The sequence below is a fragment of the Streptomyces sp. R-74717 genome, from assembly GCF_047305335.1.
GTDB classification, from domain to species: domain Bacteria; phylum Actinomycetota; class Actinomycetes; order Streptomycetales; family Streptomycetaceae; genus Streptomyces; species Streptomyces atratus.
Genome location: NZ_CP102361.1, coordinates 2413242 through 2439714, shown reverse-complemented (window position 1 = coordinate 2439714; position 26473 = coordinate 2413242). Strand labels below are relative to the sequence as shown.

28 protein-coding genes are annotated in these 26473 nt (G+C 69.9%); 15 read left to right on the top strand and 13 right to left on the bottom strand.

The genetic code is table 11. The features are described 5' to 3' along the window. Positions 1–2: 2 nt before the first annotated feature. A complete protein-coding gene (locus NRF20_RS11035; RefSeq protein WP_413752496.1) occupies positions 3–1310 on the bottom strand; it encodes a DUF692 domain-containing protein in 1308 nt (435 codons plus the stop codon). Between the two features lie 361 nt (positions 1311–1671). Then, the gene (locus tag NRF20_RS11030) at positions 1672–2430 is read right to left on the bottom strand and encodes a peptidyl-tRNA hydrolase (protein ID WP_413752495.1); all 759 of its coding nucleotides are present in this window, start codon (positions 2428–2430) and stop codon (positions 1672–1674) included. A gap of 72 nt (positions 2431–2502) precedes the next feature. On the opposite strand from NRF20_RS11030, the gene NRF20_RS11025 reads away from it, so the two are divergent. Genes NRF20_RS11025 through NRF20_RS11005 form a run of 5 tightly spaced genes read left to right on the top strand, consistent with a single transcriptional unit; the run spans position 2503 to position 5117 of the window. Continuing rightward, on the top strand, positions 2503–3180 hold the full coding sequence (locus NRF20_RS11025; RefSeq protein ID WP_398629825.1) for an AIM24 family protein: 678 nt from the start codon (positions 2503–2505) through the stop codon (positions 3178–3180). 44 nt (positions 3181–3224) lie between these two features. Further along, positions 3225–4091 (top strand): ATP-binding cassette domain-containing protein, encoded by an 867-nt coding sequence (locus NRF20_RS11020; protein ID WP_413754558.1) that lies wholly within the window; start codon positions 3225–3227, stop codon positions 4089–4091. Continuing rightward, complete coding sequence (locus NRF20_RS11015; protein WP_413752494.1) at positions 4088–4756, top strand: ABC transporter; 669 nt, start codon at positions 4088–4090, stop codon at positions 4754–4756. Before NRF20_RS11020 ends, NRF20_RS11015 begins: the two co-directional genes overlap by 4 nt. A 14-nt stretch (positions 4757–4770) precedes the next feature. Continuing rightward, complete coding sequence (locus tag NRF20_RS11010; RefSeq protein WP_266356846.1) at positions 4771–4971, top strand: hypothetical protein; 201 nt, start codon at positions 4771–4773, stop codon at positions 4969–4971. Then, entirely contained in the window at positions 4959–5117 is a 159-nt protein-coding gene (locus NRF20_RS11005; protein ID WP_398629827.1) for a hypothetical protein, read from the top strand. Before NRF20_RS11010 ends, NRF20_RS11005 begins: the two co-directional genes overlap by 13 nt. A 179-nt stretch (positions 5118–5296) precedes the next feature. Here NRF20_RS11005 and NRF20_RS11000 read toward each other — a convergent pair whose 3' ends face one another. From NRF20_RS11000 to zapE, 3 genes are all read right to left on the bottom strand, one after another. Continuing rightward, on the bottom strand, positions 5297–6676 hold the full coding sequence (locus NRF20_RS11000; protein WP_398629828.1) for an alkaline phosphatase PhoX: 1380 nt from the start codon (positions 6674–6676) through the stop codon (positions 5297–5299). 125 nt (positions 6677–6801) lie between these two features. After that, positions 6802–7227 carry an OsmC family protein gene (locus NRF20_RS10995; protein WP_266356842.1) on the bottom strand — a complete coding sequence of 142 codons (426 nt, stop codon included), beginning with the start codon at positions 7225–7227 and terminating at the stop codon, positions 6802–6804. Positions 7228–7325: 98 nt separating this feature from the next. Further along, positions 7326–8465 (bottom strand): cell division protein ZapE, encoded by a 1140-nt coding sequence (gene zapE / locus NRF20_RS10990; RefSeq protein ID WP_398629829.1) that lies wholly within the window; start codon positions 8463–8465, stop codon positions 7326–7328. 37 nt (positions 8466–8502) lie between these two features. Between zapE and NRF20_RS10985 the strand changes: the two genes are divergently transcribed. From NRF20_RS10985 to msrB, 4 genes are all read left to right on the top strand, one after another. Next, complete coding sequence (locus NRF20_RS10985) at positions 8503–9267, top strand: pyrimidine reductase family protein (RefSeq protein WP_398629830.1); 765 nt, start codon at positions 8503–8505, stop codon at positions 9265–9267. A 147-nt stretch (positions 9268–9414) separates the two neighbouring features. Beyond that, the gene (locus tag NRF20_RS10980) at positions 9415–9867 is read left to right on the top strand and encodes an indole-3-glycerol phosphate synthase (protein WP_398629831.1); all 453 of its coding nucleotides are present in this window, start codon (positions 9415–9417) and stop codon (positions 9865–9867) included. 41 nt (positions 9868–9908) lie between these two features. After that, positions 9909–11303, top strand: coding sequence for a UDP-N-acetylmuramate--L-alanine ligase (gene murC, locus NRF20_RS10975; protein ID WP_266356836.1), 1395 nt, complete (start codon positions 9909–9911; stop codon positions 11301–11303). Positions 11304–11312: 9 nt separating this feature from the next. After that, on the top strand, positions 11313–11720 hold the full coding sequence (msrB, locus tag NRF20_RS10970; protein WP_114247299.1) for a peptide-methionine (R)-S-oxide reductase MsrB: 408 nt from the start codon (positions 11313–11315) through the stop codon (positions 11718–11720). Positions 11721–11754: 34 nt separating this feature from the next. Here msrB and NRF20_RS10965 read toward each other — a convergent pair whose 3' ends face one another. Further along, entirely contained in the window at positions 11755–12225 is a 471-nt protein-coding gene (locus NRF20_RS10965) for a hypothetical protein (RefSeq protein WP_398629832.1), read from the bottom strand. Positions 12226–12533: 308 nt separating this feature from the next. Between NRF20_RS10965 and NRF20_RS10960 the strand changes: the two genes are divergently transcribed. Together NRF20_RS10960 and NRF20_RS10955 are read left to right on the top strand one after the other, a co-directional pair. Next, positions 12534–13613 (top strand): dihydrodipicolinate reductase, encoded by a 1080-nt coding sequence (locus tag NRF20_RS10960; RefSeq protein WP_398629833.1) that lies wholly within the window; start codon positions 12534–12536, stop codon positions 13611–13613. After that, positions 13610–14089, top strand: coding sequence for a carboxymuconolactone decarboxylase family protein (locus NRF20_RS10955; RefSeq protein WP_329836149.1), 480 nt, complete (start codon positions 13610–13612; stop codon positions 14087–14089). The genes NRF20_RS10960 and NRF20_RS10955 overlap by 4 nt, the downstream gene beginning before the upstream one ends. A 54-nt stretch (positions 14090–14143) precedes the next feature. On the opposite strand, the gene NRF20_RS10950 is transcribed toward NRF20_RS10955, so the two are convergent. Together NRF20_RS10950 and NRF20_RS10945 are read right to left on the bottom strand one after the other, a co-directional pair. Then, positions 14144–15787, bottom strand: coding sequence for a GMC oxidoreductase (locus NRF20_RS10950; RefSeq protein ID WP_398629834.1), 1644 nt, complete (start codon positions 15785–15787; stop codon positions 14144–14146). A gap of 176 nt (positions 15788–15963) precedes the next feature. Further along, a complete protein-coding gene (locus NRF20_RS10945; protein ID WP_413752493.1) occupies positions 15964–18396 on the bottom strand; it encodes a GTPase-associated protein 1-related protein in 2433 nt (810 codons plus the stop codon). A gap of 404 nt (positions 18397–18800) precedes the next feature. On the opposite strand from NRF20_RS10945, the gene NRF20_RS10940 reads away from it, so the two are divergent. Continuing rightward, entirely contained in the window at positions 18801–20069 is a 1269-nt protein-coding gene (locus NRF20_RS10940; RefSeq protein ID WP_413752492.1) for a hypothetical protein, read from the top strand. A gap of 454 nt (positions 20070–20523) precedes the next feature. Further along, positions 20524–20649, top strand: a complete 126-nt coding sequence (locus NRF20_RS10935) for a hypothetical protein (protein WP_413752491.1) — start codon at positions 20524–20526, stop codon at positions 20647–20649. Between the two features lie 213 nt (positions 20650–20862). Here the strand turns inward: NRF20_RS10935 and NRF20_RS10930 are convergent, their stop codons facing one another. Together NRF20_RS10930 and NRF20_RS10925 are read right to left on the bottom strand one after the other, a co-directional pair. Further along, complete coding sequence (locus tag NRF20_RS10930; RefSeq protein ID WP_413752490.1) at positions 20863–21108, bottom strand: DUF397 domain-containing protein; 246 nt, start codon at positions 21106–21108, stop codon at positions 20863–20865. Beyond that, positions 21105–21959: a helix-turn-helix domain-containing protein gene (locus NRF20_RS10925; RefSeq protein ID WP_413752489.1), complete on the bottom strand. Its 855-nt coding sequence runs from the start codon at positions 21957–21959 to the stop codon at positions 21105–21107. Before NRF20_RS10925 ends, NRF20_RS10930 begins: the two co-directional genes overlap by 4 nt. Before the next feature lie 154 nt (positions 21960–22113). Here NRF20_RS10925 and NRF20_RS10920 point away from each other — a divergent pair, with 154 nt between their 5' ends. Continuing rightward, complete coding sequence (locus tag NRF20_RS10920; RefSeq protein WP_413752488.1) at positions 22114–22578, top strand: ATP-binding protein; 465 nt, start codon at positions 22114–22116, stop codon at positions 22576–22578. A 29-nt stretch (positions 22579–22607) separates the two neighbouring features. Here NRF20_RS10920 and NRF20_RS10915 read toward each other — a convergent pair whose 3' ends face one another. Both NRF20_RS10915 and NRF20_RS10910 read right to left on the bottom strand, forming a co-directional pair. After that, positions 22608–23093: a hypothetical protein gene (locus NRF20_RS10915; protein ID WP_398629841.1), complete on the bottom strand. Its 486-nt coding sequence runs from the start codon at positions 23091–23093 to the stop codon at positions 22608–22610. Positions 23094–23209: 116 nt separating this feature from the next. Then, positions 23210–24526, bottom strand: coding sequence for an MFS transporter (locus tag NRF20_RS10910; RefSeq protein WP_398629842.1), 1317 nt, complete (start codon positions 24524–24526; stop codon positions 23210–23212). Positions 24527–24614: 88 nt separating this feature from the next. Here NRF20_RS10910 and NRF20_RS10905 point away from each other — a divergent pair, with 88 nt between their 5' ends. Next, the gene (locus tag NRF20_RS10905; RefSeq protein ID WP_398629843.1) at positions 24615–25595 is read left to right on the top strand and encodes an ArsR/SmtB family transcription factor; all 981 of its coding nucleotides are present in this window, start codon (positions 24615–24617) and stop codon (positions 25593–25595) included. 4 nt (positions 25596–25599) lie between these two features. On the opposite strand, the gene NRF20_RS10900 is transcribed toward NRF20_RS10905, so the two are convergent. Then, a complete protein-coding gene (locus NRF20_RS10900; RefSeq protein ID WP_398629844.1) occupies positions 25600–26445 on the bottom strand; it encodes an IS5 family transposase in 846 nt (281 codons plus the stop codon). Positions 26446–26473 lie beyond the last annotated feature (28 nt).

Sequence of the window (26473 nt, the reverse complement as noted above, 5' to 3'; positions counted from 1 at the left end):
GTTCACCTTCCGACCAGGGCCGCGCGGGCCGCTCGTACCAGCAGGGTGGAGCGGCGCGGCGGTCGCGCGGCGGCCCGGTCCTGCCACCAGTGGGTCAGCCGGCGCCGGGCCGCGTCGTCGGCCGGCAGACCGGTGATCAGCAGCCCCTCGGCGAAGTCCAGCGCGTCGCGCCGGTAGCCGGCGGACATGGGACGGGTCCTCGCGTACGCGAGGAAGGCGTCCCGGTAGCCGGCGCCCAGAATCTCCGGCAGCTCGGGCGCCACCTTGGCGACGACCCCGGCCCGTTTGGCGGCCAGGGCACGGCTCTGGATCCCGAGACGGCGGTGGTCGAAGCCCTGCGGGGCGGGGGTGCCCGCGACGAGGGCGGAGAGCAACGCGGTCTGGGCGACCGCGACCCGGTCGCGCACGGATTCCGGGGGCGGACCGGGGCTCCGGGCAGGTCGCGATACGCAACTCCCGGTGTGCGCCGACGTACCGGCGCCGAGGGCAGCAGCCCGGTCCAGCGTGGCGCGGATCGTGATCAGTTCGCCCGCCAGCTCCTCGGCCGGCGGGAAGTCGTCGTCCCGTTCCAGGAGTACGCCGGGCGGGTCGACCCGGGAGCGGAGTTCGGCGAGGATGCCGAGCACGGGCTCGGTGACCGGGTGGGCGTGGGTGTCGTGCCAGACGCCGTCCTTCTCGACGCCGCCCGCCACATGCACGTACGCGATGGCCTCCACCGGCAGCTCGTCGAGCGCGGTGGCCGGGTCCTCGCCGCGGTTGACGTGGTTGGTGTGCAGATTGGCGACATCGATCAGCAGCCGGACGCCGGTTCGTTCGACCAGCTCCGCCAGGAACTGCCCTTCGCTCAGCTCCTCGTCGGGCCAGGAGATCAGCGCCGCGATGTTCTCCAGTGCCAGTGGCACCGGCAGCGAGTCCTGCGCGATCCGTACGTTCTCGCACAGCACGTCCAGCGCGTCCCAGGTCCGCGGCACGGGCAGCAGATGGCCCGCTTCCAGCCCCGGCGAAGCGGTGCGTGGCCCCCCGGCCCGTACGAACGCGATGTGCTCGGTGACCAGTGGCGTGGAGAGCAGCTCGGCCCGGGCCGCGAGATCCGCGAGCCGGCCCGCGGCGGGGCGCTCCGCCCCGCCGAGGCCGAGCGAGACGCCATGCGGGACGACGGTGACACCGCGTGCCCTGAGCCGCACCAGCGAATCGGGCAGATGGTCGGTGCAGATGTTCTCCGCGACCGCCTCCACCCAGTCGATCCCCGCCAGTGCCTCGACGGCGTCCGCGATCTCCGGCCGCCAGCCGATGCCGGTTCCCAGCTTCATGTCGTCCCCCTCCTCCACTCCGTGCAGGGCTAATGGCCCTGGCGGGCGGTGGTGAATCCGAAGAGGGTGACGTTCAGAGGTTGATTTGAGGTTCCCGGTCCGGGGCGGTCAGGGCATCGGCATCGTGGAAGGCCGCGAGGTGAACGACATGTCCCCGGTCGGCTCCGCCGGCACCGGCGGTACGACTGTGCCGGCCCGGAGCAGGCGGCCCTGTCGGGCCGGCCGTCGCCGCGCCCGCTGTCTCGCGCGCGATCGCGTCGAAGTCGAATACTGCCGGTACGGCAGTACCGGCAGGTACGCATCACCGCACCGGGATGTTCAACGGGCCCCGCGGACAAGGGGGAGCGGCCCCCGTCCCCGCTCAGCCGCGCAGCGCGGGATGGTCGGCGACCACGGTGCACGACCCCGGAGCGATCTCGGTGAACCCGGCGTCACGCACCACCGGAAGCCCGCTCACCGTGAGTTCCTGCCAGTGGCCCGCCTCCGGAGTGGCGACCGACAGCGGGAAGCCCGCCTCGCGCCACGCCTTGCGCTCCGTCTCCGACAGCTCCCACCAGGCGAGCTGCGCACCGTGCCCGGCCTGCGCCATCGCCTTGCCCGCCGACATGTCCAGCTCCGGGTTCAGCCACAGCACCGGGCCCGCGGTGTCGGGCGCGGCCGGCGGCTCGGGGTCGTCCAGATCCGTCCCCGAGACCTGGAGCTTCGCCAGTTCCTTCGGCCAGCCGTCCAGAGGCACGGGCGGGAAGACCCGCACCTCGGCGCTCTCGCCGGTGACCGTGATGCCGGGCAGCGTGGACGCCTTGCGCCACTCCGCGCCGCGCGCCCGGCGCACCACCTTGCGGATCCGGGCGTCCTGCCAGTCCCGCATCGCCTGCGCCCACTCGCCCTCGCCGGCCGACCGCTCGTCGGAGAGCATCACGAGCACGGCGCGGGCGGCGGTCCGCAGCGCGTCGGTACGGGCCGGGGGAGCCGTCTTCTCGATGTGCACGACCAGCGGCAGCACGTACTGCTGGGCCTCGTCGCGGTGTGTCCGCTCGGACCTGAACGGGCTGTCCGCCACGGGGGAGTAGGACGTGGCCGGGGATTCCGACGGGGATACGGGGGTGTCGTTGTCGCTCACTCGTCCCAGTCTGCCAGCCGCCCGAGAAACGCTTCTTGGCGGAATGAATCGCTCCGGGTGAGGATGCACCGCATGAAGAGCGATCTCTTTTCCAGTGAGAACATGGCGCAGCAGGCAACCGCCCCCGGAATGACCCTGCAGAACGCCAAATCCATCAAGTACGCCGTCAACGGCGAGATGCACGCACGCCAGGGATCGATGATCGCCTTCCGCGGTGATCTGCAGTTCGAGCGCAAGGGCCAGGGCCTCGGCGGCATGCTCAAGCGCGCCGTCACCGGCGAGGGGCTGCCGCTGATGGCGGTCCGCGGCCAGGGCGAGGCCTGGTTCGCGCACGAGGCCGCCAACTGCTTCATCGTGGACATGGAGCAGGGCGACGTCCTCACCGTCAACGGCCGCAACGTGCTCTGTTTCGATGCCACGCTCTCCTACGAGATCAAGACCGTGAAGGGCGCCGGGATGACCGGCGGCGGCATCTTCAACAGCGTCTTCACCGGATATGGCAAGCTCGGCCTCGTGTGTGAGGGCCACCCCATCGTGATACCCGTCACGCCCCAGCAGCCGGTCTGCGTCGACACGGACGCGGTGGTCGGCTGGAGCGCCAACCTGACCACATCGTTGCACCGCTCGCAGAGCTTCGGCTCCATGATGCGCGGCGGGTCCGGAGAGGCCGTCCAACTGCGGCTGGACGGGGAAGGATTCGTGATCGTACGGCCCAGCGAGCTCAAGCCCGAGAAGGCGTCGGCCAACTGAACCTGCGCGGGGTGGGCCGCCGGTACGGCCTCGGCGGCCCATGGGTGCTGCGCGGGATCGACCTCGACCTGCCCGCGCACACCCTGATCCGGATCGAGGGTGCCAACGGCACCGGCAAGTCGACGCTGTTGAAGCTGCTCGCCCGTATCGACGCCCCGACGGAGGGCCGGATCACCGGCCGCAGGCCCCGTACGGCATACGTGCCCGAGCGCTTTTCGGCCGCGCTGCCGTTCACCGCGGCCGGGTACCTCGTCCACCTCGGCCGGGTCCACGGCCTGCGGACCTCCGAGGCGGCGGACCGGGCGCAGGCGTGGCTCGCCCGTTTCGGGGCCGCCGGCCATGCCCGTACACCTCTCCCGGAACTCTCCAAAGGGACCAGTCAGAAGGTCGCCGTCGCCCAGGCGCTCCTCGCCGAACCGGAGCTGCTGGTCCTGGACGAGGCATGGACCGGCCTGGACGCCGCGGCCCGCGACGAGCTGGACCGGGCCGTGGCCGAGCGGGTCGCGGCGGGCTCCACCGTCGTCTTCGTCGACCACGACCCACGCCGGCTCGCCGGGGCGGTCCACGCCGTGTTCCGGGTCGAGAGGCACGGACTCGCCGCCGTACCCGTGGCACGAGCCGAGGGGGCCGGGCCGCAGGTACGCATCGAGGCGGCGGGCCCACCGGGCGCCGCACTTCCCGCCCAGCTGCCGGGTACGCCCGAGCGCACGCCCGCGGCAGACGGGGCAGTACGGCTCACCGTCGCGGCCACGCACTCCGACGCGCTGCTGCGCGCCCTGCTCGCCGCGCGCCCGCCCTGGCACATCCGACATCTGACGACCACCCCCGGCGCCGCTCCGGAACCGGAGGCCGCTCCGCATCCGAAGGCTGCCCCGGCCCCCGGTGCCCGCTCGACCCCCGAGGCACCATGACCGCCCTCCTCCGTTACCAGACCGCCCTGCTGATCCGCTCCCAGCGCTGGCTCGCCCCCGTTCTGCTGTACGCGGCCTTCCTCGGCATCGGCGTGCAGTCGGGGCAGCCCGTCCTCGACTCGCTCGGATACGCCGCCGCCGGGCTCCTGCCCGTCACCGCCTGGCTCGTACAGCTCTGTGTCAACCAGGAGCCGCCCGCCGCCCGGACCGTCACCGCCGCGGTGGCGGGATCGCCGCGGGTCCATCTGGCGTCGCTGCTCGCCGCGCTGGGGTGCGCCGGGCTGCTGGGCGCGGCCGCCACTTTGATCGTGCTGCTGATCAGCAAGCCGGCCAGCGCCGACAACGCCGTCCGGGTGCCACTGCTGCCCGCCGGGCTCGCCGGACTGCTCGCCGCCGTCTGCTGCGTGCTGCTGGGGGCGGCTGTCGGTGCGCTGTGCACCCGGCCACTGCTGCACCGGCGCGGCTGGTCCGTTGCCACCACCGTGCTCGCCGCACTGCTGGCCCTGGTGACCAGCGGCTCGCCCGCGAACCACGCCGTGACGGGCCTGGTCACCGGCTCGCGGACCGGCACGGTGCACGTGCCGCTCCTGCCGCTCGTCGCAGCCGCCGCTCTCGCAGCGGCGGTGGCCGCGCTCGCCTGCAAGCTCACTTCGCTGCGCGGCTGAGTAGGCTCGTACGCATGGATGAGCGCATCGACGTACGCGTGGACGAGTCGTACTGCGGAACGCCCGCCGTGGCCCCCGCGCCCGCCGCGGGACCTCCGTACGCAGAGTGCGTGCTGTGCCGGAAGCCGACCGAGTACCCGGAGTCGGTCAAGGGCGTCACGCTCTGCCCGGTCTGCGAATGGCAGGAGGCCCAGCGCACGGCGTGCTCCGGCTAGGACGGGCGCGTTCGCATCAGGTCGAGCGCAGCGACCTGCCCGGTATCGGTGTCGTCATCGACCGTGACGAGGCCCGCGAGTACCGGGCCACTGCCGCCGAACGGCCTCATCTGCGCACGGTGGACAGGGCGTTCACCCATTGGTAGAAGGCTTCGCAGAGGCCCGGCCCCGTAGTGTGCAGGGGGCGGGCAACAGCTGCCCGCCCCCTGCACATCAACGCATCAACGCATCAACGCATCAGCGCATCAGCGCATCAACGCATCAGCGCATCAACGCATCAGCGCATCAGCGCATCAGCGCATCAGCGCATCAGCGCATCAGCGCATCAGCGCCACGGCCCCGTCACCGCGAACGTCGTTCCTGGCGTATAGCAGTTGACGAACATCGTCCCGCCGTCCGGAGCGAACGTGACCCCGGCGAACTCGCCCCACGCGGGCTCCTCGGACGTCCCGATGTTCTGCCGGCCCCGCGCCATCGCGTACACCTCGCCTCCCCGCGTCACGCCGAACACATGCTGCGCGCCGTCGCCGTCCTCGCACACCATCAGTCCGCCGTCGGACGCCAGGCAGATGTTGTCGGGGGACTCGCCGGGCAGTTGCACGTCCGTACCGGGACCGAAGACGATCACCAGCGTGAGACGGCGCCGCTTCGGCTCGTACTTCCACACCTGGCCGTAGTGGTCGGCCGCCGAACCCTGCGAGCTGTGCGCGAAACTGGAGACGAAGCAGACCGCGGACCCGCCCCAGTAGCAGCCCTCCAGCTTCTGCGCGTGCGTGATGCCCTTCGGACCGAAGTCCTGGAACCGGATCGGAGTCCCGGCCGCCTGCGGATCCGGTACGGGAACCCACTCGACGCCCTCGAAACTCGCACCGGTCTCCTGGATCACGGAGAGGTCGGGGACACCGGGCACCCGCATGGCCTCCAGATGGCCGCCGGCCCGCAGCGAGCCCGTCCCGCCGAGCGGTTTCCTCGGCAGGAAGCGGTAGAAGAGCCCGAACGGCTTGTCGAACGCGTCCTCCGTCTCGTACACGATCCCGCTCTTCGGGTCGATCGCGATCGCCTCGTGCTGGAAGCGGCCCATCGCGGTGAGCGGCACGGCCCCGGTGCGGTGCGGATCGGCGCCGTCCACTTCGAAGATGAAGCCGTGGTCCTTGGTGTAGCCGTTGGTGCCGGCCTTGTCCTCGGTCTCCTCGCAGGTCAGCCAGGTGTTCCAAGGGGTGCGGCCGCCCGCGCAGTTCACCGCCGTACCGGCGATGGCGACGCGTTCGCCGAGGACGTTGTTGCGGCCGTCCAGCTCCAGGGCGGTACAGCCGCCCTTGCCCATCGGGTCGTAGGTGAGGCCCTCGACGGTCGGGACCGGGATTCTTCCGGTGGCGCGGTTCTCGTGATTGCGTATGAGACGGACGTGTCCGTGCCGGCCCATGAAGGCAGCCATGCCGTCGTGGTTGCTGGGGACCTGGCCCTCGCCGGAGCGGAGCGGGTCGCCCTCCCGGGACAGGACCCGGTAGCGGAAGCCCTTCGGGAGGTCGAGCAGACCGTCCGGGTCGGGCACGAGCGGGCCGTAGCCGCTGTGCCCACGGGCGGCGGCGGTACCCGCGAAGAGTTCGGAGAACGCCCCGGCGAAGGCGACCGAGGCAACGGCCGCGCCGCTGCCGGCCAGGACCTGTCGTCGTGTTGCGAGTCGTCGTGCTGCTGCTGATGACATGAGGCAACTCCCTGCTGGCGGACAGGAGAAGTGACCCGCATGTGTGTACCACGCGTATCGCCGCGCGGGAACCATGCGGGTCACTGAGCCTCGTGCGTGTCACGGGCCCGCAGGGGCCCGTGGGGTCAGGCCAGGGACGCGGTGAGCGTGATCGTCGTGCCCGTCAGCGCCTGGCTGACGGGGCAGTTCGCCTTGGCGTCCTCGGCGGCCTTGACGAAGCCCGGCTCGTCGAGACCCGGCACCTCGCCCTGGACGGTGAGGTGAATACCGGTGATGCCGGTACCGGGCTGGAAGGTGACCTCGGCCCGGGTGTTCAGCCGGGTCGGAGGGGTGCCGGCGGTGGCCAGGCCGTTGGACAGCGCCATCGAGAAGCAGCTGGAGTGTGCCGCCGCGATGAGCTCCTCGGGACTGGTCTTTCCGTTCGCCTTCTCCGCGCGGGACGGCCAGGAGACCTCGTAGTCGCCGATGCCGGAGGAGTCGAAGGTGACGACACCCTTGCCCTCGATCAGGTTGCCTTCCCAGACCGTGTGCGCCTGACGCGTGGTAGCCATGCTGGATCCCTTCAAACGGTGTGCGCGGTGATACGGGAGATACGAGGCGCGCCGGGGCACCTCGGTGATACGCCCCCGAAGGGTGGTACGCCCCGAACCTACTGCGCCACCAGACCCTTTGCGTCGCGTGCCAGCGCCGTCAGCCGGGAGATCGCCCGGAAGTACTTCTTCCGGTACCCGCCGTTCAGCATCTCCTCACTGAACAGCTTGTCGAACGGCACCCCGGAGGCGAGCACCGGAACCTCCCGGTCGTACAACCGGTCGGCGAGGACGACGAGCCGCAGCGCGGTCGACTGGTCCGGCACCGGCTGGACCTCGGTGAGGCAGACCGCCCGCAGTCCGTCCGTCAGCGCGCCGTAGCGGCTCGGATGGACCCGGGCGAGATGGTCGAGGAGCGAGGGGAAGTCGTCCAGGCTGGCGCCCTCGGTGGCGTACGCGGCCTTGGTGACCTGCTCGTCGGAGTACGGCGCGGGAGCCTCGGGCAGCCCTCGGTGGCGGTAGTCCTCGCCGTCGATCCGCAGCGGACGGAAGTGCGAGGACAGCCCCTGGATCTCCCGCAGGAAGTCGGCGGCGGCGAACCGGCCCTCACCGAGCTTGCCGGGCAGCGTGTTGGAGGTGGCGGCGAGCGCGACCCCCGCCTCGACCAGCCTGCTGAGCAGCGATGACACCAGTACCGTGTCACCCGGGTCGTCCAGCTCGAACTCGTCGATGCACAGGAGCCGGTGCCCGCTCAGCGTCTGCACGGTCTGCTGGAAGCCCAGCGCACCCACAAGGTTGGTCAGCTCGACGAAGGTGCCGAACGCCTTCAGTGACGGCGCGGCGGGCGTGGCGTGCCAGAGGGAGGCCAGCAGGTGCGTCTTGCCGACGCCGTAGCCGCCGTCGAGGTAGACCCCGAGAGGCGACGCGGGCGCCGCCGGCTTCTTGCTGAACCGCCCACCCGTCGCCCGCCACCATCCCTCCGAGGATGCGCTTCGCGCTCTTCTGTTCTTGCCGGAGCCGGTGGCGTGTGCCCCGCCGAGCCCGGCCGCGAAGCCGCTCAGGACCTTGACCGCCTCGACCTGGCTCGGCTGGTTGGGGTCCGGGACATACGTATCGAAGCGTACGGAGTCGAAGCGCGGCGGCGGCACCATCTCGGCGACCAGGCGGTCGGCGGGGACGTGCGGCTCAAGGGCACACAGGGACAGCGGGGCCGTTTCGGCTATGGGGCTCTGCCCCGGCACGGCGGTGGAGGACGACACAACTCTCAACCTTAAGCGCCGTGCCAGACTGCAGAACATGCGACGCCTCTTCCCTGTGACCGACCTGACACCGCCTGACGACGAGGGGGAGTGGAGTCTGGACCATCTGGCCGACGCCTACGCGTACCCAGAGCAGGACGGCCCCTGGCTGCGCGCCAACATGGTTTCGACGCTCGACGGCGCCGCTCAGCACGACGGGCGCTCGCAGCCGATCTCCTGCGAGAGTGACATGCGGATCTTCGGCACCCTGCGCGGTCTGGCCGACGTGGTCGTGGCGGGGGCGGAGACCGTACGGCTGGAGGGCTACCGGCCCGCCAGGGCCCGCGAGGCCTTCGCCGCCCGCCGGGCAGCGGCCGGGCAGGGGCCCGCACCGGCGATCGCCGTGGTGAGCGGCAGCCTGGACCTGGACTTCTCGTTGCCGCTCTTCGTCTCGCCGCTCGTCCCGACTCTCGTGCTGACCGGCAATGGAGCCCCTGCGGACCGGATCGAGGCGGCGCGGAAGGCGGGCGCCGAGGTGGTGATCGCGGGGGAGGGTTCCCGGGTGGACCCCGCCAGGGCCGTACGGGAGCTGGCGGACCGCGGACTCAAGCGGCTGCTGACCGAGGGCGGACCCAGGATGCTGGGCCAGTTCGTGGCGGCCGGGGTGCTGGACGAGCTCTGTCTGACCCTCTCGCCGATGCTGACCGCCGGAGACGCGCAGCGGATCGCCGGTGGCCCCTCGGTGGCCGTGCCGGAACGATTCGCCCTGACATCGATGCTGGAAGAGGCCGGGTTCCTCTTCACCCGATACCGTCGGATCTGACAATCGTCGGAATTTGTCGTTCCGGTTAGCCCCCGGTGGGCACAATTACTCGCAGACCCCGTGCGAGCACGGGGAAGGATGGTTTCGGCAGAGACTGGCGACGGTTACTGAAGCAGAAGGGCGCCCGTGGTGTTCACCAGCGTTTTGATGATCGAGAAGCCCCTCACTTCCGAGGACGTCGAGTTCGTCACCACCCTGCACGGGGAGGAGCGGACCTCCTTCGTCGTGCTCATGCAGCCGCGCGGTGACCAGGCCGATGTGCTGTTGCGGGCCATCGACGACCTGGCGATGGGCGAACTGAAGGAAGCCGCCCGGGAGCGTGAGGAGCCGGAGGGCAAGAATGCCAGGCAGTCCGCCGAACTGGCGCTCGAAGTGTCGCTCGAGGCCCTGCGTCAGGCAGGCTCCGAAGCGGTCGGGCAGGTGATCGAGGAGCACCCGCTGGCCAAGCTGAAGTCCGTGGTCGACGACGCGGAGGCCGATGAAGTCATCGTGCTGACCGCGCCCCACTACGTGGAAGAGTTCTTTCACAGGGACTGGGCGTCCAGGGCCCGGCACAAGGTCGGCGTACCGGTGCTCAAGCTCTTCGCGCACAGCGAATAGGCTGGGCGGGTACTCGTTTCGACTTCTGGGGAGACACACGTATGGCACCCGGTATTCCTGCCGCCATGGAACGACCGCACTTCATCGGCATCGGCGGCGCCGGAATGTCGGGCATTGCGAAGATCCTCACCCAGCGCGGCGCGAAGGTCGCGGGCAGTGACTCCAAGGAGTCGGGTACGGCCGAGGCGCTGCGAGCCCTGGGGGCGACCGTGCACATCGGGCACGCCGCCGGACATCTGGCGGACGACGCCTCGTGCGTGGTCGTCTCCAGCGCCATCCGCGCCGACAACCCGGAGCTGGTGCGCGCCGCCGAGCTGTCGATCCCCGTCGTGCACCGCTCCGACGCGCTGGCCTCCTTGATGGGGGGCCTGCGCGCGATCGCGGTGGCCGGTACGCACGGCAAGACGACCACCACATCGATGCTGGCCGTCGCCCTGTCCGAGCTGAACCTCGACCCCTCGTACGCCATCGGCGGCGACCTCGCGGGCCCCGGCACCAACGCCGCGCACGGCGAGGGCCAGATCTTCGTCGCCGAGGCGGACGAGAGCGACCGCAGCTTCCAGAAGTACGACCCCGAGGTCGCGATCGTGCTCAACGTCGAGCTGGACCACCACGCGAACTACGCCTCGATGGACGAGATCTACGAATCCTTCGAGACGTTCGCAGGCAAGATCGTCCCCGGCGGCACCCTGGTGATCGCCGCCGACCAGCCCGGCGCCGTGGAGCTGACCAAGCGGGTGCGCGCCCTGTCCTCGGTGAAGGTCGTCACCTACGGCGAGTCCGAGACCGCCGACGTACGCGTCCACAAGGTCACCCCGCGCGGTCTGACCAGCGAGGTCACGGTCATCCTGAACGGGAAGTACCTCACGTTCACGGTCTCCGTGCCCGGCCGCCACTACGCCCACAACGCGGTCGCGGCCCTCGCCGCCGGTGTCGCCCTCGGCATCCCGGCCCACAACCTGGCCTCGGCCCTCGGCAAGTACACCGGGGTCAAGCGCCGCCTCCAGCTCAAGGGCGAGGCCGCGGGCGTGCAGGTCATCGACTCGTACGCACACCACCCCACCGAGATGACCGCGGACCTCGAAGCGATGCGCGGCGCCGCGTCCGACGCCCGCCTCCTGGTCGTCTTCCAGCCCCACCTCTTCTCCCGCACCCAGGAGCTCGGCGCCGAGATGGGCCAGGCCCTCGCACTGGCCGACGCCTCCGTGGTCCTGGACATCTATCCGGCCCGCGAGGACCCGATCCCCGGCATCACCAGCGACCTGATCATCGACGCCGCGAGGTCCGCGGGCGCCGATGTCACCGCCGTCCACGACAAGGCGGCCGTCCCCGAGGTCATCGCGGGAATGGCGAAGCCCGGCGACCTCGTTCTCACCATGGGGGCGGGCGACGTCACGGACCTCGGCCCGCAGATCCTGGACCACCTGTCGAGCTGAGGGAGCGACGTGTCGTACGACATCGAGAAGCCGGACGAGCAGTGGCGGGCGGAGCTGACGCCCGCCGAGTACGCGGTCCTGCGCCAGGCCGGCACCGAACCCGCCTTCGTCGGCGAGTACACCGACACCAAGACCACGGGCGTCTACTCCTGCCGCGCCTGTGACGCGGAGCTGTTCCGCTCCGACACCAAATTCGAGTCGCACTGCGGCTGGCCGTCCTTCTACGACCCGAAGGACACGGACGCGGTCGAACTGATCCAGGACCGCAGCCACGGCATGGTCCGCACCGAGGTCCGCTGCGCCCGCTGCGGATCGCACCTCGGCCATGTCTTCGAGGGCGAGGGCTACCCGACCCCGACGGACCAGCGGTACTGCATCAACTCGATCTCACTGCGCCTGACGCCCGACGAGGGCTGACGGCCTCGACCCGAGCGAGGGCTGACGCCGGGCGTCAGCCCTCGTCCTCGCCCTCGGGGTTCTCCGGCCGCAGCAGCGGGTGGGCGACCCCCGGGAAGACACTGGCCCGCACGACCGGCTCCGCGGACCCGCCCTGGACGACCGTCTCGGCGACACCCCACGGCCGGCCGGGCAGCGCGACCGTCAGGATGTACGAGGAAGCGCAGCCCGTGCAGTCGTAACGGTCCGCCCAGGTCTCCACGTCCGTGACACTGCCGGGGTAGCGCGCCACATGCCGGTGCAGCGCATGGCAGCGCTCGCACCGCTCGCCCGGCTCGCACGTACCACCGCAGGGGCACGGAACGTCGAACGAGTCGGCGGGACGCCAGCGCTGGGTGAGGACGGCCTCACGCGTGGCGCCCATGTCCTTCATCGCCTTCAGATTGCGGGCGGCGACGTTGTACGACTCGCCGGTCGCGGCCATCCGGTCCCGGATGACGTCCTTGCGTCCGCGGTTCGTCGTCATGGCTTCCTCATCTGTTCCTCTGGCGGTTCACGCAGTCCGTCAGGAGGCCCACGAGATCGTACGTTCTACGGTACCGGTCGCTCCGGGGAAGCCGTGACGTATGTCCGGCCGGGTCCGGAAGCTCAGGACGGGCCGCAACCTCACCGCCACCCTTCAGTGCGCCTGGGTGTGCCTCAGCTCGTGCTGGAATTGCTGGCACGGCACGCTGTCCGGGAAAGCCCACTCGTCGCCCTGCTACGCACGAGCGTTTGGAATTCTTTCCGGTCACGCCACTATGAACTGATGCGCCCTCTCGCTACCCTCCGCGCATGATTTCCACGGTTGTCTGGGGTACTGGCAACGTCGGCCGCGCGGCGATCCGTGCCGTCGATGCCCATCCGGCGCTGACGCTCACTGCCGTGCTCGTCCACAACCCCGACAAGGTCGGCCGCGACGCGGGCGACCTCGGAGGGCTCGACCGCGGTCTGGGGGTTGCCGCGACCGACGACATCGACAGTGTGCTGGCCTCCGGCCCCCAGGCGGTGGTGTACGCGGCGTCCGGCGACATCCGCCCCGACGAGGCCCTCACCGACATCATCAGGGCCATCCGGGGCGGAGCCGTAGTCGTCACCCCTGCGGTGTACGCGCTCTACGACCAGCTGGGCGCCCCGCCGGAGTTGCGGGATCCGGTGCTGGCCGCCATCGCTGAGGGCGGCGGCTCGCTGTTCGTCTCCGGTGTCGACCCCGGCTGGGGCAACGACGTGCTGCCGCTGCTGATCAGCGGACTCGGCACCACCGTGGATGTGATCCGCTGTCAGGAGATCTTCGACTACTCCACCTACGACCAGGAGGACTCGGTCCGGTACTTGGTCGGCATGGGACAGCCGATGGACTACGAGCCGCTGATGCTCGCGCCGACGGTCCCCACGATGGTCTGGGGCGGCCAAGTGCGACTGATGGCCAGGGCCCTCGGTGTCGAACTCGACGACATCCGCGAGACGTTGGACCGGCGCCCTCTTGAGACCATGGTGAGTACCAGGACGATGGGCGAGTTCGAGGCGGGCACCCAGGGCGCTGTCCGGTTCGAGGTGCAAGGCATCGTCGAGGGCGAACCCCGCATCATCATCGAGCACATCACGCGCATCCATCCGTCCTGCGCACCGGACTGGCCGACGCCGCCCGACGGCGACGGCGCACATCGGGTGGTCATCGAGGGCCGCCCGCGCATCGAGGTCACGGTCGAGGCCACCGACGAGGGCGAGAACCGGTCCGCGGGCGGGAACGCCACCGCAGTCGGCAGGCTCGTGAGCGCCATCGACTGGCTTGTGGGCGCGGACCCCGGACTTTACGACGCGCTCGACGTCCCACTGCGCCCCGCGGTCGGCAGACTCGGAAGGAGACAACGATGAACATCGATATCCCCGAAGGCAAGGATGCGATCGAGTACGTGTGGGGGGAGATGATCCCCGGGATCGGGATCGCCGCCGCGAATTTCTCGATGTCGGTGTATGCCCACACGACCCTCGGACTACGCGAGTTCGAGGCCGCGCGGTTGCGGATCGCACAGATCAACGGGTGCATCTTCTGCCTTGATTGGCGGACCGAACGGGACGGAGCGAAGGTCGAGGAGGAGTTCGCCGACGCGGTGGCCCAGTGGCGCACCACTGACGCCTTCGACGACCGGACCCGGTTGGCCGCCGAGTACGCCGAGCGGTACGCCCTGGACCACCACGGCCTCGATGACGAGTTCTGGACTCGGATGACCGCGCACTACAGCCAGCCCGAGATCGTGGAGCTGAGCATGAGCATCGGCTCGTGGCTGGCGTTCGGCCGGCTCAACCATGTGCTGGGCCTCGACACCGTGTGCGCGCTGCCCGGGCACTGAAGTGGTCCGGGGCCGCTCGGCGAGCCCGCCCGGCCCCGGGCTTCGATCTCACCGTTACAGGTCGGCAGCGATGATCTCTTCGATGTTCCGTTCGGCGAGCGCGGTGATGGTGACGAACGGGTTGACACTGGTGTTGCCGGGGATCAGCGAGCCGTCGATGACGTACAGGCCGGAGTAGCCGTGGAGGCGGCCGTAGTTGTCGGTGGCCTTGTTCAGCACCGCGCCTCCGAGCGGGTGGTACGTGAGGTGATCGCCCCAGATCTTGTAGGTGCCGAAGAGGTCGGTGCGGTAGATCGTCCCCTCCGTCTGGTTGATCTTGTCGAAGACCGTCTTGGCCGCGTCGATGGACGGCTGCTTCCAGGAGGTCTGCCAGCTCAGATCGACCTTGCTCGTCGCGGCGTTCCAGGAGAACTCGGCGCGGTTCGGGTTCTTGGTGATCGACAGATAGAACGAGGCGTACGTCTCGATCCCGGTGGGCAGCGGCGCGACCTCGGCGAACGCACCACCAGTAGCCCAGTTGTCGATGCCGCCCGTGGGTATGGACGCCTGGACCTTGCCGGTCGGGTCCCACAGGTGGTTGGCGCGGCCGCACATGACGTTGCCGTTGTCGCCCCAGCCCTTGCCGATCTCGTCGTTCAGGCGGGGCAGCGCTCCGGTGGCCTTCAGCGTGACCAGCAGCTTGCTGGTGCCGACGCTGCCTGCCGCGAAGAACACCTTGTCCGCGGTCACGGACTTGGTGGTCGCGGTGTCCCCGTTGGTGTCGATCTGGTCGATGAGGACGGTGTAGCCGCCACCGGCCGCCGGGGCGACCGAGGTGACTTTGTGCAGTGGAGAGATGGTGACCTTGCCGGTGGCCCTGATCTGGGCGATGTAGGTCTTCGCCAGCGACTTCTTACCGTAGTTGTTGCCGTAGAGGATCTCGCCGTCCAGCGCCGATCTGGGGACGGTACCGGCCGCCTCCTGCTTCATGTAGTCCCAGTCGTACACGGTGGGAACGAAGACGAACGGGAAGCCGGAACGCTGGGCTTGCTTACGGCCGACCCGGGCGTACTGGTAGCACTCGGCGGTCTCGAACCAGGCCGGGTCGATGGTGTTGACCCCGAGCCCGGCGTTGGCACGCGGGTAGTAGATGCCGTACATGTCGTCGGCGTTCACCGACGGGAGGATGGCGCCGAAGTTCTCGCGCTTGGGAGTGACCGCCATGCCGCCGTTGACCAACGAACCGCCTCCGACACCGCGCCCCTGATAGACCGTGATGCCGCCGAATTCCTCGGCGTCCAGGATCCCGGTGTAGCGGGAGATGTCCTTGTCGATGGGGAAGCCGAGGAAGTTGCTGAGGGGCTGTTTGGTTTTGGTGCGGAGCCAGTAGGACCGGTTGTCCGGCTGGGTCGTGTTGGCGAAGATCTTGCCGTCCGGGCCGGGCGTGTCCCAGGCCATGCCCATCTCGATCATGTGTACGTCGATGCCGGCCTGGGCGAGACGCAGGGCGGCTACGGAGCCCCCGTATCCGGTGCCGATCACCAGGGCCGGGACATGGGTCCCGGAGTCGATCGGAGCCGCAGTGGAGACAGCTTTCGCCTGAGCCGAGGTGGCGTGGCCGATGAGAGCCACGGCTCCCAGAATAGAACTGGTTCCTGCGATGAACCTTCGACGCGAGACACTCTTGGATCCAGCATCATGCATGGTGGTGTCATTCATGTGGCGTCCTTCACTCTCGACAGAGTGAAGCAGGTTCTACTGTCGATTGCGCACAAAGTCACTACATACTTATAGGTAACTTCCGCCTGATCACGGACTCCGGGCAGCACGGTCCGGCACAACTGACGCCCGCGGGTTGCCCGAGGACTCGCGACCTCTTGATGTCCTGAGCTCGGCTACGACCGCCGCACCCGTGCCGTCAGCCTGCTGCCGAGCCGTCTGCCGAAGCCGCCCGGCCGGTTCCACGCCCGGAACGCCTCCGCCGTGCGGCTGCTGCCCGTACGCTCGGCGGCCTCCTCCACGGCGGCCACCTCGCCGCCGGACAGTCCGCGCACCACAGGCCGCAGCACCTCCTCCAGCAGCGCCGCCCGGGTCTCGTTCCAGGCGCGGCCCGCATGCGGGTGGGAGCTCCAGACGGTGAAGCAGTCGGCCACATAGGCGGTTTCGGAACGCAGCCGGCCGAGGACCGTGTCCTGGCGGGCGGCCCTGCCGTAGGCCGCGATGAGGTCCGCGTCGTCGCTGTGGACGAACGCGTACAGCTCGGCCTCGGGCCGGTCCGGAGCGAGCAGCCTCCCGGCCAGGGCGCCGAACGCCTGGTCGCGCACGCCCGGCTCCACCGGTTCGACCCCGGCGCACAGCTTCCGGGCCCGTTCCGTCCAGCCGGGCTCCGCCGCCCCCGACCGCACGTCCCGTGCGAAATCCAGGAGCAGCAGGGCGCCGCGCACCCGCGCGTCGATCTCCTGCGGGAAGCCGCGCAGCAGGTCATGGGCGAGTTCGGGGGCCTCCTCGTCGGCGGGGGCGCCGAGCGCCGCCGCGACAAGAACGGACCACGTACCGGCCATACGGTGTGCGTCGGAGGTGGTCCCGCCGAGCAGCAGCCGCGCCTCGCCCGCGGTGGGTGTGTCCTCGCCCCAGACCAGCCCCACCGCCGTGCGCAGCACCAGTGGTTCGGTGAAGGGTGACATTCCACCGGCTCGGAGCACCGTGTGCAGCACCTTCACGCGGTCGCCGTCGCCCGCCCTGGCGTCCGGTGCCGCCGCGCACATCCGCAGATGCGGCAGCGCCTGCGTCCCGGTGAACGGCAGGGCGACACCGGTCAGCAGCCGCTCCGTTCCCGCCGGATCGTGCGGGGCGATCCGGTCCAGCTCGCCCAGCAGCGTGGTACGGACATCGAACTGTTCGTCCAGGAGGTCGAGCAGCACCGGCCCGCAGCCGGCCGCCCCTTCGTCCAGCAGGGACCGGGCCATCCGGTGTACGACATCGGGGAGCAGGTCCGCGCAGTCCACGTCGAGCAGCCGCGCGATCCGCAGCAGCTGCACGGTGCGCGCCACACTGCGGCCGGGCACGGTGGGCGCACCGGTGGCGAGTTCGGTACGGAGGTCGTCGCCCAGGGCCGTGACGAGTGCGGCGGAGGCGCGCTCCCCGGCCGGTTCGGCGAAGGCCGAGCGTGCTGGGGGTTCGAGTGTGACATCGCCTCCGTGTACCGCCTCCGTCACCAGCAGAGCGGCGAGCGATGCGGTCGTCGCGGCGGGCGACCGCCCATCGAGTGCGGTCAACAGCCGTGCCACGCAGGCGAGTTCGTTGCTCGTGCGGTCGACGCCGGGGGCGGTCAGCGCGTCGGTCAGCAGCCGCGTCCGCTCCTCGTCCAGCGCGTACGGCCGCTCGGCGGCCCAGTCGGCGGCCGCGGCGCGCTCGACGGTGCCGAGCGCGACGCCCGCGCAGAGTGCTGTGACGGCGAGCGGTCCGGCGGCGAAGGGCTCTCCGGGCAGCTCCGCCGCCGCCCGGAACAGCTCCGGGGACCGACTCCGCCAGATCCGGGCGCAGGTCTCGGCCCAGGCGTCATCCACCGGCCCCGCCGGGCGTGGCCCGGTGCAGTTGTGCACCCGGAGCCCGTGCCCGTCGTCGGAGCGGTTCGGTTCCGGTACGTCCTGCGGCAGCACTCCGACGACCTGGTGCGGAGACTGCGCCGGATGGCGCGTGTAGGTCGTGAAGGTCAGCCGCCGCGCGTTCTCCGGCGGGAGTACGGCCCCGGCCAGGGCGATCCACCGGGCCACATCGGCGCTCTGCCGCTCCACGAGTACCACTCGCGTCGACGACGATTCCTCGCTCGCCCGGCGCAGGTCGGCGAAGACCGCCGCCAGCCAGGGGCTCCGGGAGACCGCGAAGTCGTTCAGCGCCTCCGGCCCGAAGGCGGCGGAGGCGGGCAGGGAGGCCATTCGGCCGGGCGTGCCGCCGTGCGGTGTGGTGGAGGCCCAGTTCGGCGACCGCCAAGCCGTGATCGCCGGAACGTCGCCGGGCAGCCCGGTACCGGCAGGCAGGTGCACCGCGTGCGCGTGGAAACGGCCGGCGCCGGAGCCGCCGAGCGCCACTGTACGGCTCAGCAGATGGCTGCCGTCGGACAGTGCACTGAAGCTGAACGCCTCGGGGAACGAACGGAGTTCAGCGGTCGTGGGGTGGTACGGGGCCCCGGCCGGCGGCTCGTAGCCGAGGAGCTGCTCGGCCTCGGCCAGCACCGGCGTGGGTATTCCGGCGCTGACCGCCGTGAACCGTGCGCCGCCCCCGTCTTCCCCCGCAGAGGCAGAGGTGTAGTGCAACTGCGCGAGGCTCATGCGTCGGCCCTCTTCGTCCTTGCCGCGAACGTCCCCGTAGCGTCAGCACGCCCGCTCCGTCGGCCGTCGAGGGCAGGCCGTCCGGGCGCAGCGACGACCCCGGCGGGGAGCGGTCCGCAATCGCGGGAGCGACGCTATCAAGGCGCACCGTTCCCGCATGCACCGTGCCGGAAGGTCGCCCGGTCATCCCTTGCCGGGGCATTCAGTCCAACGGGGCGGTACGCAGCGCCCGTACGCCCGGCACGGTCGGGGTTCCGACGTTCAGTCGGCCCTTGTGGGCCGCTCAAGGCGCCGAGAGGTGAAACCACACCCATCATGACAGTTCAACGGCCCTTTTTCGTAGGACCGACGGCACAGCTCAGGAGCCTTGTCCCGCAGTGTTTCCGGCTCTCAGAATCACCGTCATGAATCTTTCCGAGAACGTCGATCAGGACGCGGTGCTGCGGGCACGGACGATGCTGCTCGGATCCGGTGGGCTGAGCGTCGAGCAAGAGATCGACGCGTACCGGGTGCTGGCCGAGGTGAGCCCCCTGACCTACCTGCCGAAGCTGTCCAAGGCACTGCTCTCGTTCGGTTACGCGCAGGAGTTCCGGGACCGCCCGGACATACAACTCGCTCTGCACGCCCAGGCGGCGGCCGCCGCCCGGCGGATCGGCGCAGGTGAGCCGAGAAGGACGGAGTTTCTTATCCGTGCCCTGACCGCCTACCAGCACCAGCTGTACTCCGCCGGCCGACGAGTGGATGGCTTCGCGATATGCGAGGAGATGGCCGAGGCCGGGCGGCAGGGGTTCAAGCAGGGGCAGGTGCAGAGCCCCGTGTACGGGCACGGGCGGCTGGCCGCCGTACTGGCCGAGGAGGGACGCCACCGGGAGGCTGCGGAGATCTGCGGGAGGATCGTCCAGGCCGCACGCTCGGAAGGCTCGGCCGATGTTTCCTTCTGGGCCACGGTGGAATGGGCGGCTGAACTGGACGCAGCCGGATTTCACGACGCGGCCCTGGACGCCTTCGCGGAAATGGTGGACGCCGACCGCAGCAAACTCGTTGCCGGGAGCACGTCGCTGGCCATCCTGACGTGGGAACTGGTCCGCCATTCCCAGATGCTGGACGCCGCCGGGCGCCGGGCCGGGGCCGGAGCGGCCCGGAAAGAGGCTCTCGGCCTCCTTGCCGAGCTGGGGGAGACCGGGGAGCGCAGGAGCTGGAGCGACATCCTCTCCTGGTGGACCATGCTGCTCGGCCTGTCGGGCCGAGCGCAGGAGCCGGAGGCGTCTCCCCGTGCACCGGCACCGCCGTTCGGTTCGACTCTCTGGTCGCACGACACCAGGCAGGCTTACTTCGACAGCCTCCCCGCCCTGGAAGAGGAGACCGCCCGACTGACCGAGGCGGCCAGGACCGACCCGCACCGCCACCTTCCGGGACTGATCGCCGCACACCGCAGGTTGACCATCCGTTCGGCGCTCCACCGGGAGAACCGCACCCATCGCATTCTGAAACCGCTGCGGCCGCTCTTCGACAACGGTGTGGCACTCGCCCGCCGCCTGGACGACCTGGGAGCGGAGGAGGGCCGGGCCCTGCTGGCCAGGGCCCTGACAGACCGTGCCATGTTCCTGCTCGCCGCCAAGCAGTACGGCGAGGCCTACGACGACTTCCTGGTTGTCACGACCCTGCTGGACTGAACAGTCACGAAGGCGTTGGGGCGCGCTCGGGCACTCGTACTGAGTCTGCCAACCCTTGTCGGTGCGTGCAGTTCAACGGGACCTTACGCAGCGCCCGCCGGTGACCGTCCTTCCGACGGACAGCGCCATCCTGCGCGTCGCGACGACGGAACTGGGCAAGTCCTGCTTCGCGTACTGATCCGAGCCGGTGGTTACGTCCTTGCCGCCCCAGCCCGGCGCGCGACGCGCGGCGAGGACCCTGCCCAGTGCTCCCCCATCACTGCAATGGCCTACGCATCCCAGGCTGTGCCAGTCGTTGATCGTCTTCGGATTGATCAATCCCCCGTGGGCGCCGCGATCCGGGCCCAAGAGTCGCTCTGCGTACAGGAGTTACTCGGATGAATCTCAAGACTCTCTCCGAGGCCGCCGCCTTCTGGCGCTGGCCGGCCTCACCGATGCGTCCACGGCCAACGCGGTGCCCGGCACGGTCTCCGGAGACGGCGGCAATCGCATCGGCACCTTGCGTGACAACGGCGATGCCCACGTGAAGGAGGGCGGCCTCAGCGCGACCTGGGTCAAGGAAGCCGGAGAGGTCAAGTAGGTCGCCCTGTCCGGCAAGCGCATCGGCGTCCTCAAGGGCAACGGCGAGGAACGGGTCAGGAAGGCGGCCTGAGCGCGACGTGGGTCCTGCAGGCCGAAAACGTCACCGAGCTGGCGCTGTCCTGACGTTTGGCGCTTGACAACTGATACCCGCCGCGCCGCGCAACGGAGTTGATCCGGTGTGCGGCGCGGTGTCGTGCCGGTTCGCGTACGATCAGCCGTTCATGGCGTACGCGACGAAGCCGGTCCAGGCGGCGGGGGAGAGGGCGAGTTGGGGGCCCTGCTCGACCTTGGAGTCCCGGACGTGGACGGTGGTGGGGCAGGTGGCGACCTCTACGCAGTCGTCGCCGGAACCGCCGCTGTAGCTGGACTTGTGCCAGGAGAGGGCGACTTCTACGCAGGAGTCGCCGTCGCCGCCGCTGTAGCTGCTCTTGAACCAGGCCAGGTCTGTGGTGCTCATACCGCTCCTCGCATCCGCTGCAACAGGCCCACGGAGTCTTCGAGGGAGTGGGCCTGTGAACGCATCCTGGCATACCGCATCTGGAGCACGCTGACGACTGCCGGGTCGGCATGGAAGTGGCCGCTCTTCTGTCCCTCGCCGTAGCCGAACCACTTGTGGTCCGGGGACTCCAGCAGTTGCATCGGTCCGTCCAGCCCGGCGTGACTCTCCCGAACCTGCGGCATGATCTGGACCTCGACGTTCCGGAGCTGGACCAGCCGGAGAACGTGATCGATGAGGTTCCTTGTGACCTCTGCACCGCCCGTCCGCCGCAGGAACAGGTGCTCTTCCAGGATGAAGCTGTACGCGGTGTTCGGCCGTTCCGTGAGCAGTCGCTGTCGGTCGAGTCGAGCCGAGAGCTGTGCCTCGATCTGATCGTCACCCAGCGGCGGAAGCTGATTCACGAACAACGCCCGCGCGTACGGTTCCGTCTGCAGCAGCCCCGGAATCAACCGGCATTCGTACGTGTACAGGCTCAGCGCCTCCGCCTCCAACTGCGCCCACTGCCGGAACCAGCTAGCCAACCCCGGCCGTCGCGAAAGATGCCTTGCCGCCGCCTTGATGACCCCGAACGCGTCCAGCACCTCCTCCGCCCGTTCGACGAAGGCCAGCGGCGGAAATCGGCGCCCCTGCTCGATCGAGGCGACCGTCGGCACCGAGTACCGCACCATCGGGGCGAACTGCTCCTGGGTCAGCAGCGCTCGCTTACGGAAGACCTTGACGACCTCGCCGAACGCCTTCAGGCTGTCCGAGGGTTCCGGCTCCCCGTTCGTGCCCGCCGCCCCACCCGTTCCGCCGACGCCGTCCGTCATGTCCGGCCACCTCCCGTGCCTTGCCTGCCGGTCCGCAACTCGCCCATGGTCACGGACTGTTACGCGTACCGTCTACCCTCTGCGCCCGTACGCTGACTCAGCGTACGAGTTGCTGAGCTGGTCCGATGGGTGTTCCGGCCGTCACGGTGGGCGCATGGAAGCACTCGCCACTCCTCAATCGCCGTTCACCGTAAGTGTGTTCGCGCAACGCTTCAGCTCCACGCCGCGAGGAGCAAGGCTCGCCCGGCATCTCGCACTGCACGTGCTGCATGACTGGGGCATCCCGTACCGCAGTGACGCATCGGAGACGGCGGCGCTGATCATTGCCGAGCTGGCCGCGAACGCGGTAACGCACGGCCGGGTGCCGGGCCGTGACTTCGACTTGCGGCTCACCCACGCACCGGGCGACACGCAGGTGCTCGGCGTCCTGCGGATCGAGGTCGGTGATACGCGGGGCGAGCGACGCCCGCCGGGGCCGGGGGAGCTTGTACCGCCGCCGCCCGGTTCCGGCAGCGGACACGGGCTGATTCTGGTCGAGGCACTGGCCGACCGGTGGGCGGTGCTGGACCGCGTACCGCCGGGAAAGACGGTCCGCGCCGAGCTGGACCTGCTGTACTGACCGGCGCGGGACCGCCTGTCGCGGCCGGATCATCCGGGCAGTGAGGACGCCTCACCGAAAGCCGCGAGCAATTGGAGCGGAAACTCGGGATCGGCCTGGCCGATGGTCAGCGCGAGCCATCGGCCGGGAGCGGCAGGCCGCCAGACCTGCATGCTGCCTGCGACGCCGCACAGGAATCCCAACGGCTCGGGTGCCACGAAGTCGGGGTCGGGACTGTCGAAGCCGAGATACGGCCACAGGTCGACGGTCTCAGGTTCGCCCCAACGGTCGGTCAGAACCGCCGCCAGCACGGCAAGATCGCCTTCGAGCGACTGCTCGGCCGCCTCGACGATCTCCTCGCTGCGGTCCTCCCAGAAGTCCTGGCTCTCCCGGAGCACGGCCAGGTGATATCCGGGGCCGCTCCACCACTCCCCATCCCCCTGCCGCTCTTCCTGGTCGGGGAACGGCAGTGTGCTGAGGCTGTCGATGACGGACAGTTGGTCATTCGTCGAACGCGTCGGACGCTGGTTCTGCACGGTCGCAGCCTAAGGACTCCTAACACAATGAGCTACCGGGAATGACTGTCTGTCAGAGAGACGTGGGGGTGGGGGTGGGGTGCGTGACGGCTCGCGGCCGACCCGACCTGCGACGGTTACTGCGCAGGAGAACTACACGCATGCTGTTCGGTGCCGTTCTCTGATCTCGTTGAGTGGTTCGGGACGGGGACCGGGGATGTGGGCGGGTGCCAGGTGAGAATCCAGCCGGCGGTAAGCGCCACCGCGCCGCCTGCCAGGGCGATTGCGCCGCCTGCTCCGATGCCTGCGGCCACCGAGCCCAAGCAAACCGGCCCGACGCCCTGTAGCGTCATGCTGCCGGAGCCGAGCAAGCCGAAGGCCTGACCTTGGCCGTCCTGCGGCAGGGCGTCCAGGAACGGGCGTTGCAGGCCGAGACCGTAGGCGTATCCGAGGCCGCTGAGCAGCAGCAGACAGGACGAGACGCCCACTCCGGGCTCGGCAGCAAAGCCGATCAGTGGCAGCCCCGCCAGCGCAATCAACGGGACTACCAGTCGCTCCCGGGCGCGTGGCCGTAGCAGTCGACCCACCAGCAGGTCACCGACAAGCATGCCGACCGGCAGACAGCCCATCAGCACCGCGTACCAGCCGGGCGCGAAGTGGCGTTCTCCCGCGTAGGCGACGATGAGGCCTTCCGCGCCCGCTACGAGCGCGACGGGTAGCCACTGGGCCAGCATCAGTCGTCGCACCGTGCGTCCGCGCAGCAGCAGGCCGGCACCGTGCAGGCTTGCACGGACGGCCCCGCCATCGCCCCCAGCGCTGCCGGGTGTGCCGCCGAACTCTCCCGGCTGCAGCCGGGGTAGCCGGATGCGGATAGCAAGCGCGCAGCCGAGGTAAAGGACGGCGCTGACCGCGAGCGCCCGGCGTGGGCCGAGTGCCGCGACGGCCGCACCTCCCAGCGCCAGACCGAACAATTGCGCGCCGGCGCCAGCGATGTTGTTCAGCGAACGGCCCAGTACATAGGCGTCACCCTCCAGCGACTGAGCGACCAGCCGACTCGACGCGCCGTGAAACACCGGTGTGGCGAGAGAGACTAGCGCCACGACACCGAGGCTTGCCGCGATCGGCATCCGCACCAGGGCGAGCAGCAGGGCGGTGGCGCACGTCAAGGCGTAGCCGCCGGTGATGAGCGCGCGGGGCGGCAGTCGGTCGGCCAGTGAGCCCAGCAACAGCGAGCCGAACAGCTGCGGGATGAAGCCGATGCCGAAGGCCACTGCGCTCAGCAGCGGGGAGCCGGTGGCCGAGAAGACCAGAACCGAGAACGTGGTGATCCGCAGCGCGTCCGCAGTGATCGAGACGGCGCGGGTTGAGAAGAGCAGCCGGAATCGCGGCTCGGCCAGCACCTCCCGGTAGGTGGCACGGTGGTTGCCCTGTGCGGGCTCGGCGGTTGGGGTCATGACGCCCAGCCTCGCCGTGCGCCCACGCCACTCACCAATGATTCGTCGCTGGACGAATCGGAACAACGTCCCGCGGTAGCATGGCGCGGTGCTCCGCTTCGAAGTCTCCGTCGAGGACCTGCTGCGCAGCCGCTTCGCACTGTCGCCCGCGATGGACCTGTGCTTCCTGCTGCGCTCGCTCGCCGGTCAAGACCGGCTGCTGCCGCGAGCCTGGGCCACCCGGCTCCTGCCGGCCTTTGAACGGCTTCGCCGCGAGAGCGAACTGAACGCCGCCCTCGCCCTGCACACCCCGCAATCCGGACCGAACTTCGTCGCCCCGCCCCCGCGCGGCCTCAACCAGACCTGGGCAGACGACCTAGCCATTATCCGGGCCACACCGCTGGAAGCGGCCCGCCACGAAATCGCCGCCAACGCGACCGGCCCGTCCGCCCGTGATCCCCGCGTACGCGCAGTGCTGGACTCGACGGACGCCGTCTCCAGGATCGCCGAGGCGATGGACCAGGCGTGGCACGAGCTGCTCGCCACGGACTGGCCGCAACTGCGCGCGATCTGTGAGCGCGACGTCGTGCACCGGGTGGGGGTGATCGGCGAACACGGCTGGGTCACGACCATCGAGAGCCTGCACCCGAGCATCGCCTGGCAAGCCGGCGGTATCGAGATCGGCCACTTCCCCCAAGTCGGAACAGTCCGCCTCGCCGGCGACGGGCTACTGCTGATCCCTTCGGTCTTCGTCGCGAATATCGCCGCCCACCTGGAAGACCCCTGGCCCCGGACCTTGATCTATCGTGCCCGCGGCACCGCCGCCCTGTGGGGCGAACAGGAGAGCGTCCCCCGACCGGACGCCCTGACCGCTCTGGTCGGCCGGGCCCGAGCCCGGCTGCTGGTGGCGCTGGACGCCCCGGCCAGTACCAGCCACCTCGCCCGAAGCCTCGCCATGGCACCCGGCGCGGTGGGAGACCACCTCGCCATCCTGCGCGGCGCGGGGCTGCTCGTCCGCGCCCGGTCCGGACGGTCGGTGCTCTACCGGCGCACCCCGCTCGGCGAGGCGCTGGTCGCCGGTTCGGGCTGAGGGATCACATCAGCACTTTTTTGAGGCGCCGCCAGCAGATGATTGCGCAGCCGAGGGTGAGGAAGGCCTGGTGGATGTCGGCGCGGATTTCCCAGCGGATGCGCAGCCGGCGAAACCAGCGCAGAAGTGCGAAGGCCGCTTCGACGACCCAGCGGTTCTTGCCCAGGCCGCTTCCGTGCTCGGTGCCGCGCCGGGCGATGAGCGGGCGGATACCCAGCTCACGGACCTGGCGGCGGTAGATGTTGTGGTCGTAACCGCGGTCGGCGTAGAGGACGTCGGGGCGCTGACGGGGACGTCCGCGCTTGCCGCGGATGGGCGGTACGGCGTGGATCAGGGGCAGGAGTTGGGTGACGTCGTTGCGGTTGCCGCCGGTCACGGTGGCGGCCAGGGGTATGCCGTGGGCGTCGACAATGACGTGGTGCTTGCCGCCCGTCTTGCCCCGGTCCACTGGCGAGGGCCCAGTGGCGTCCCCGCCCTTCAGGGCCCGCAGGTGGAAGCCGTCGATGGAGGCGCGGGACAGGTCCAAGGCGTCGCCAGCTCGGAGTTCGCCGAGCAGGAGTTCGTGCAACTGCTGCCACACGCCGGCCTCCTTCCAGTCGCGCAGCCGACGCCAGCAGGTCATCCCGGAGCCGAAGCCCAGCTCCTGCGGCAGGAACTCCCACCGGATCCCCGTGTACAGCACGAACAGGATCCCGCACATGGCTCTGCGCTGGTCAAGCCGTTTGCGTCCGGGATAGCGGTAGCGCCGCTCCACTACCGGGAGCAGCGGTTCAATCCGCTCCCACAGCCCGTCCTCGACCTCCCACGGCTTGCGCTTTACCGCCCCAGAAGCCGTCGCACACCCCCGCACCCCGCCGATATCGATACGAGGAAAACAC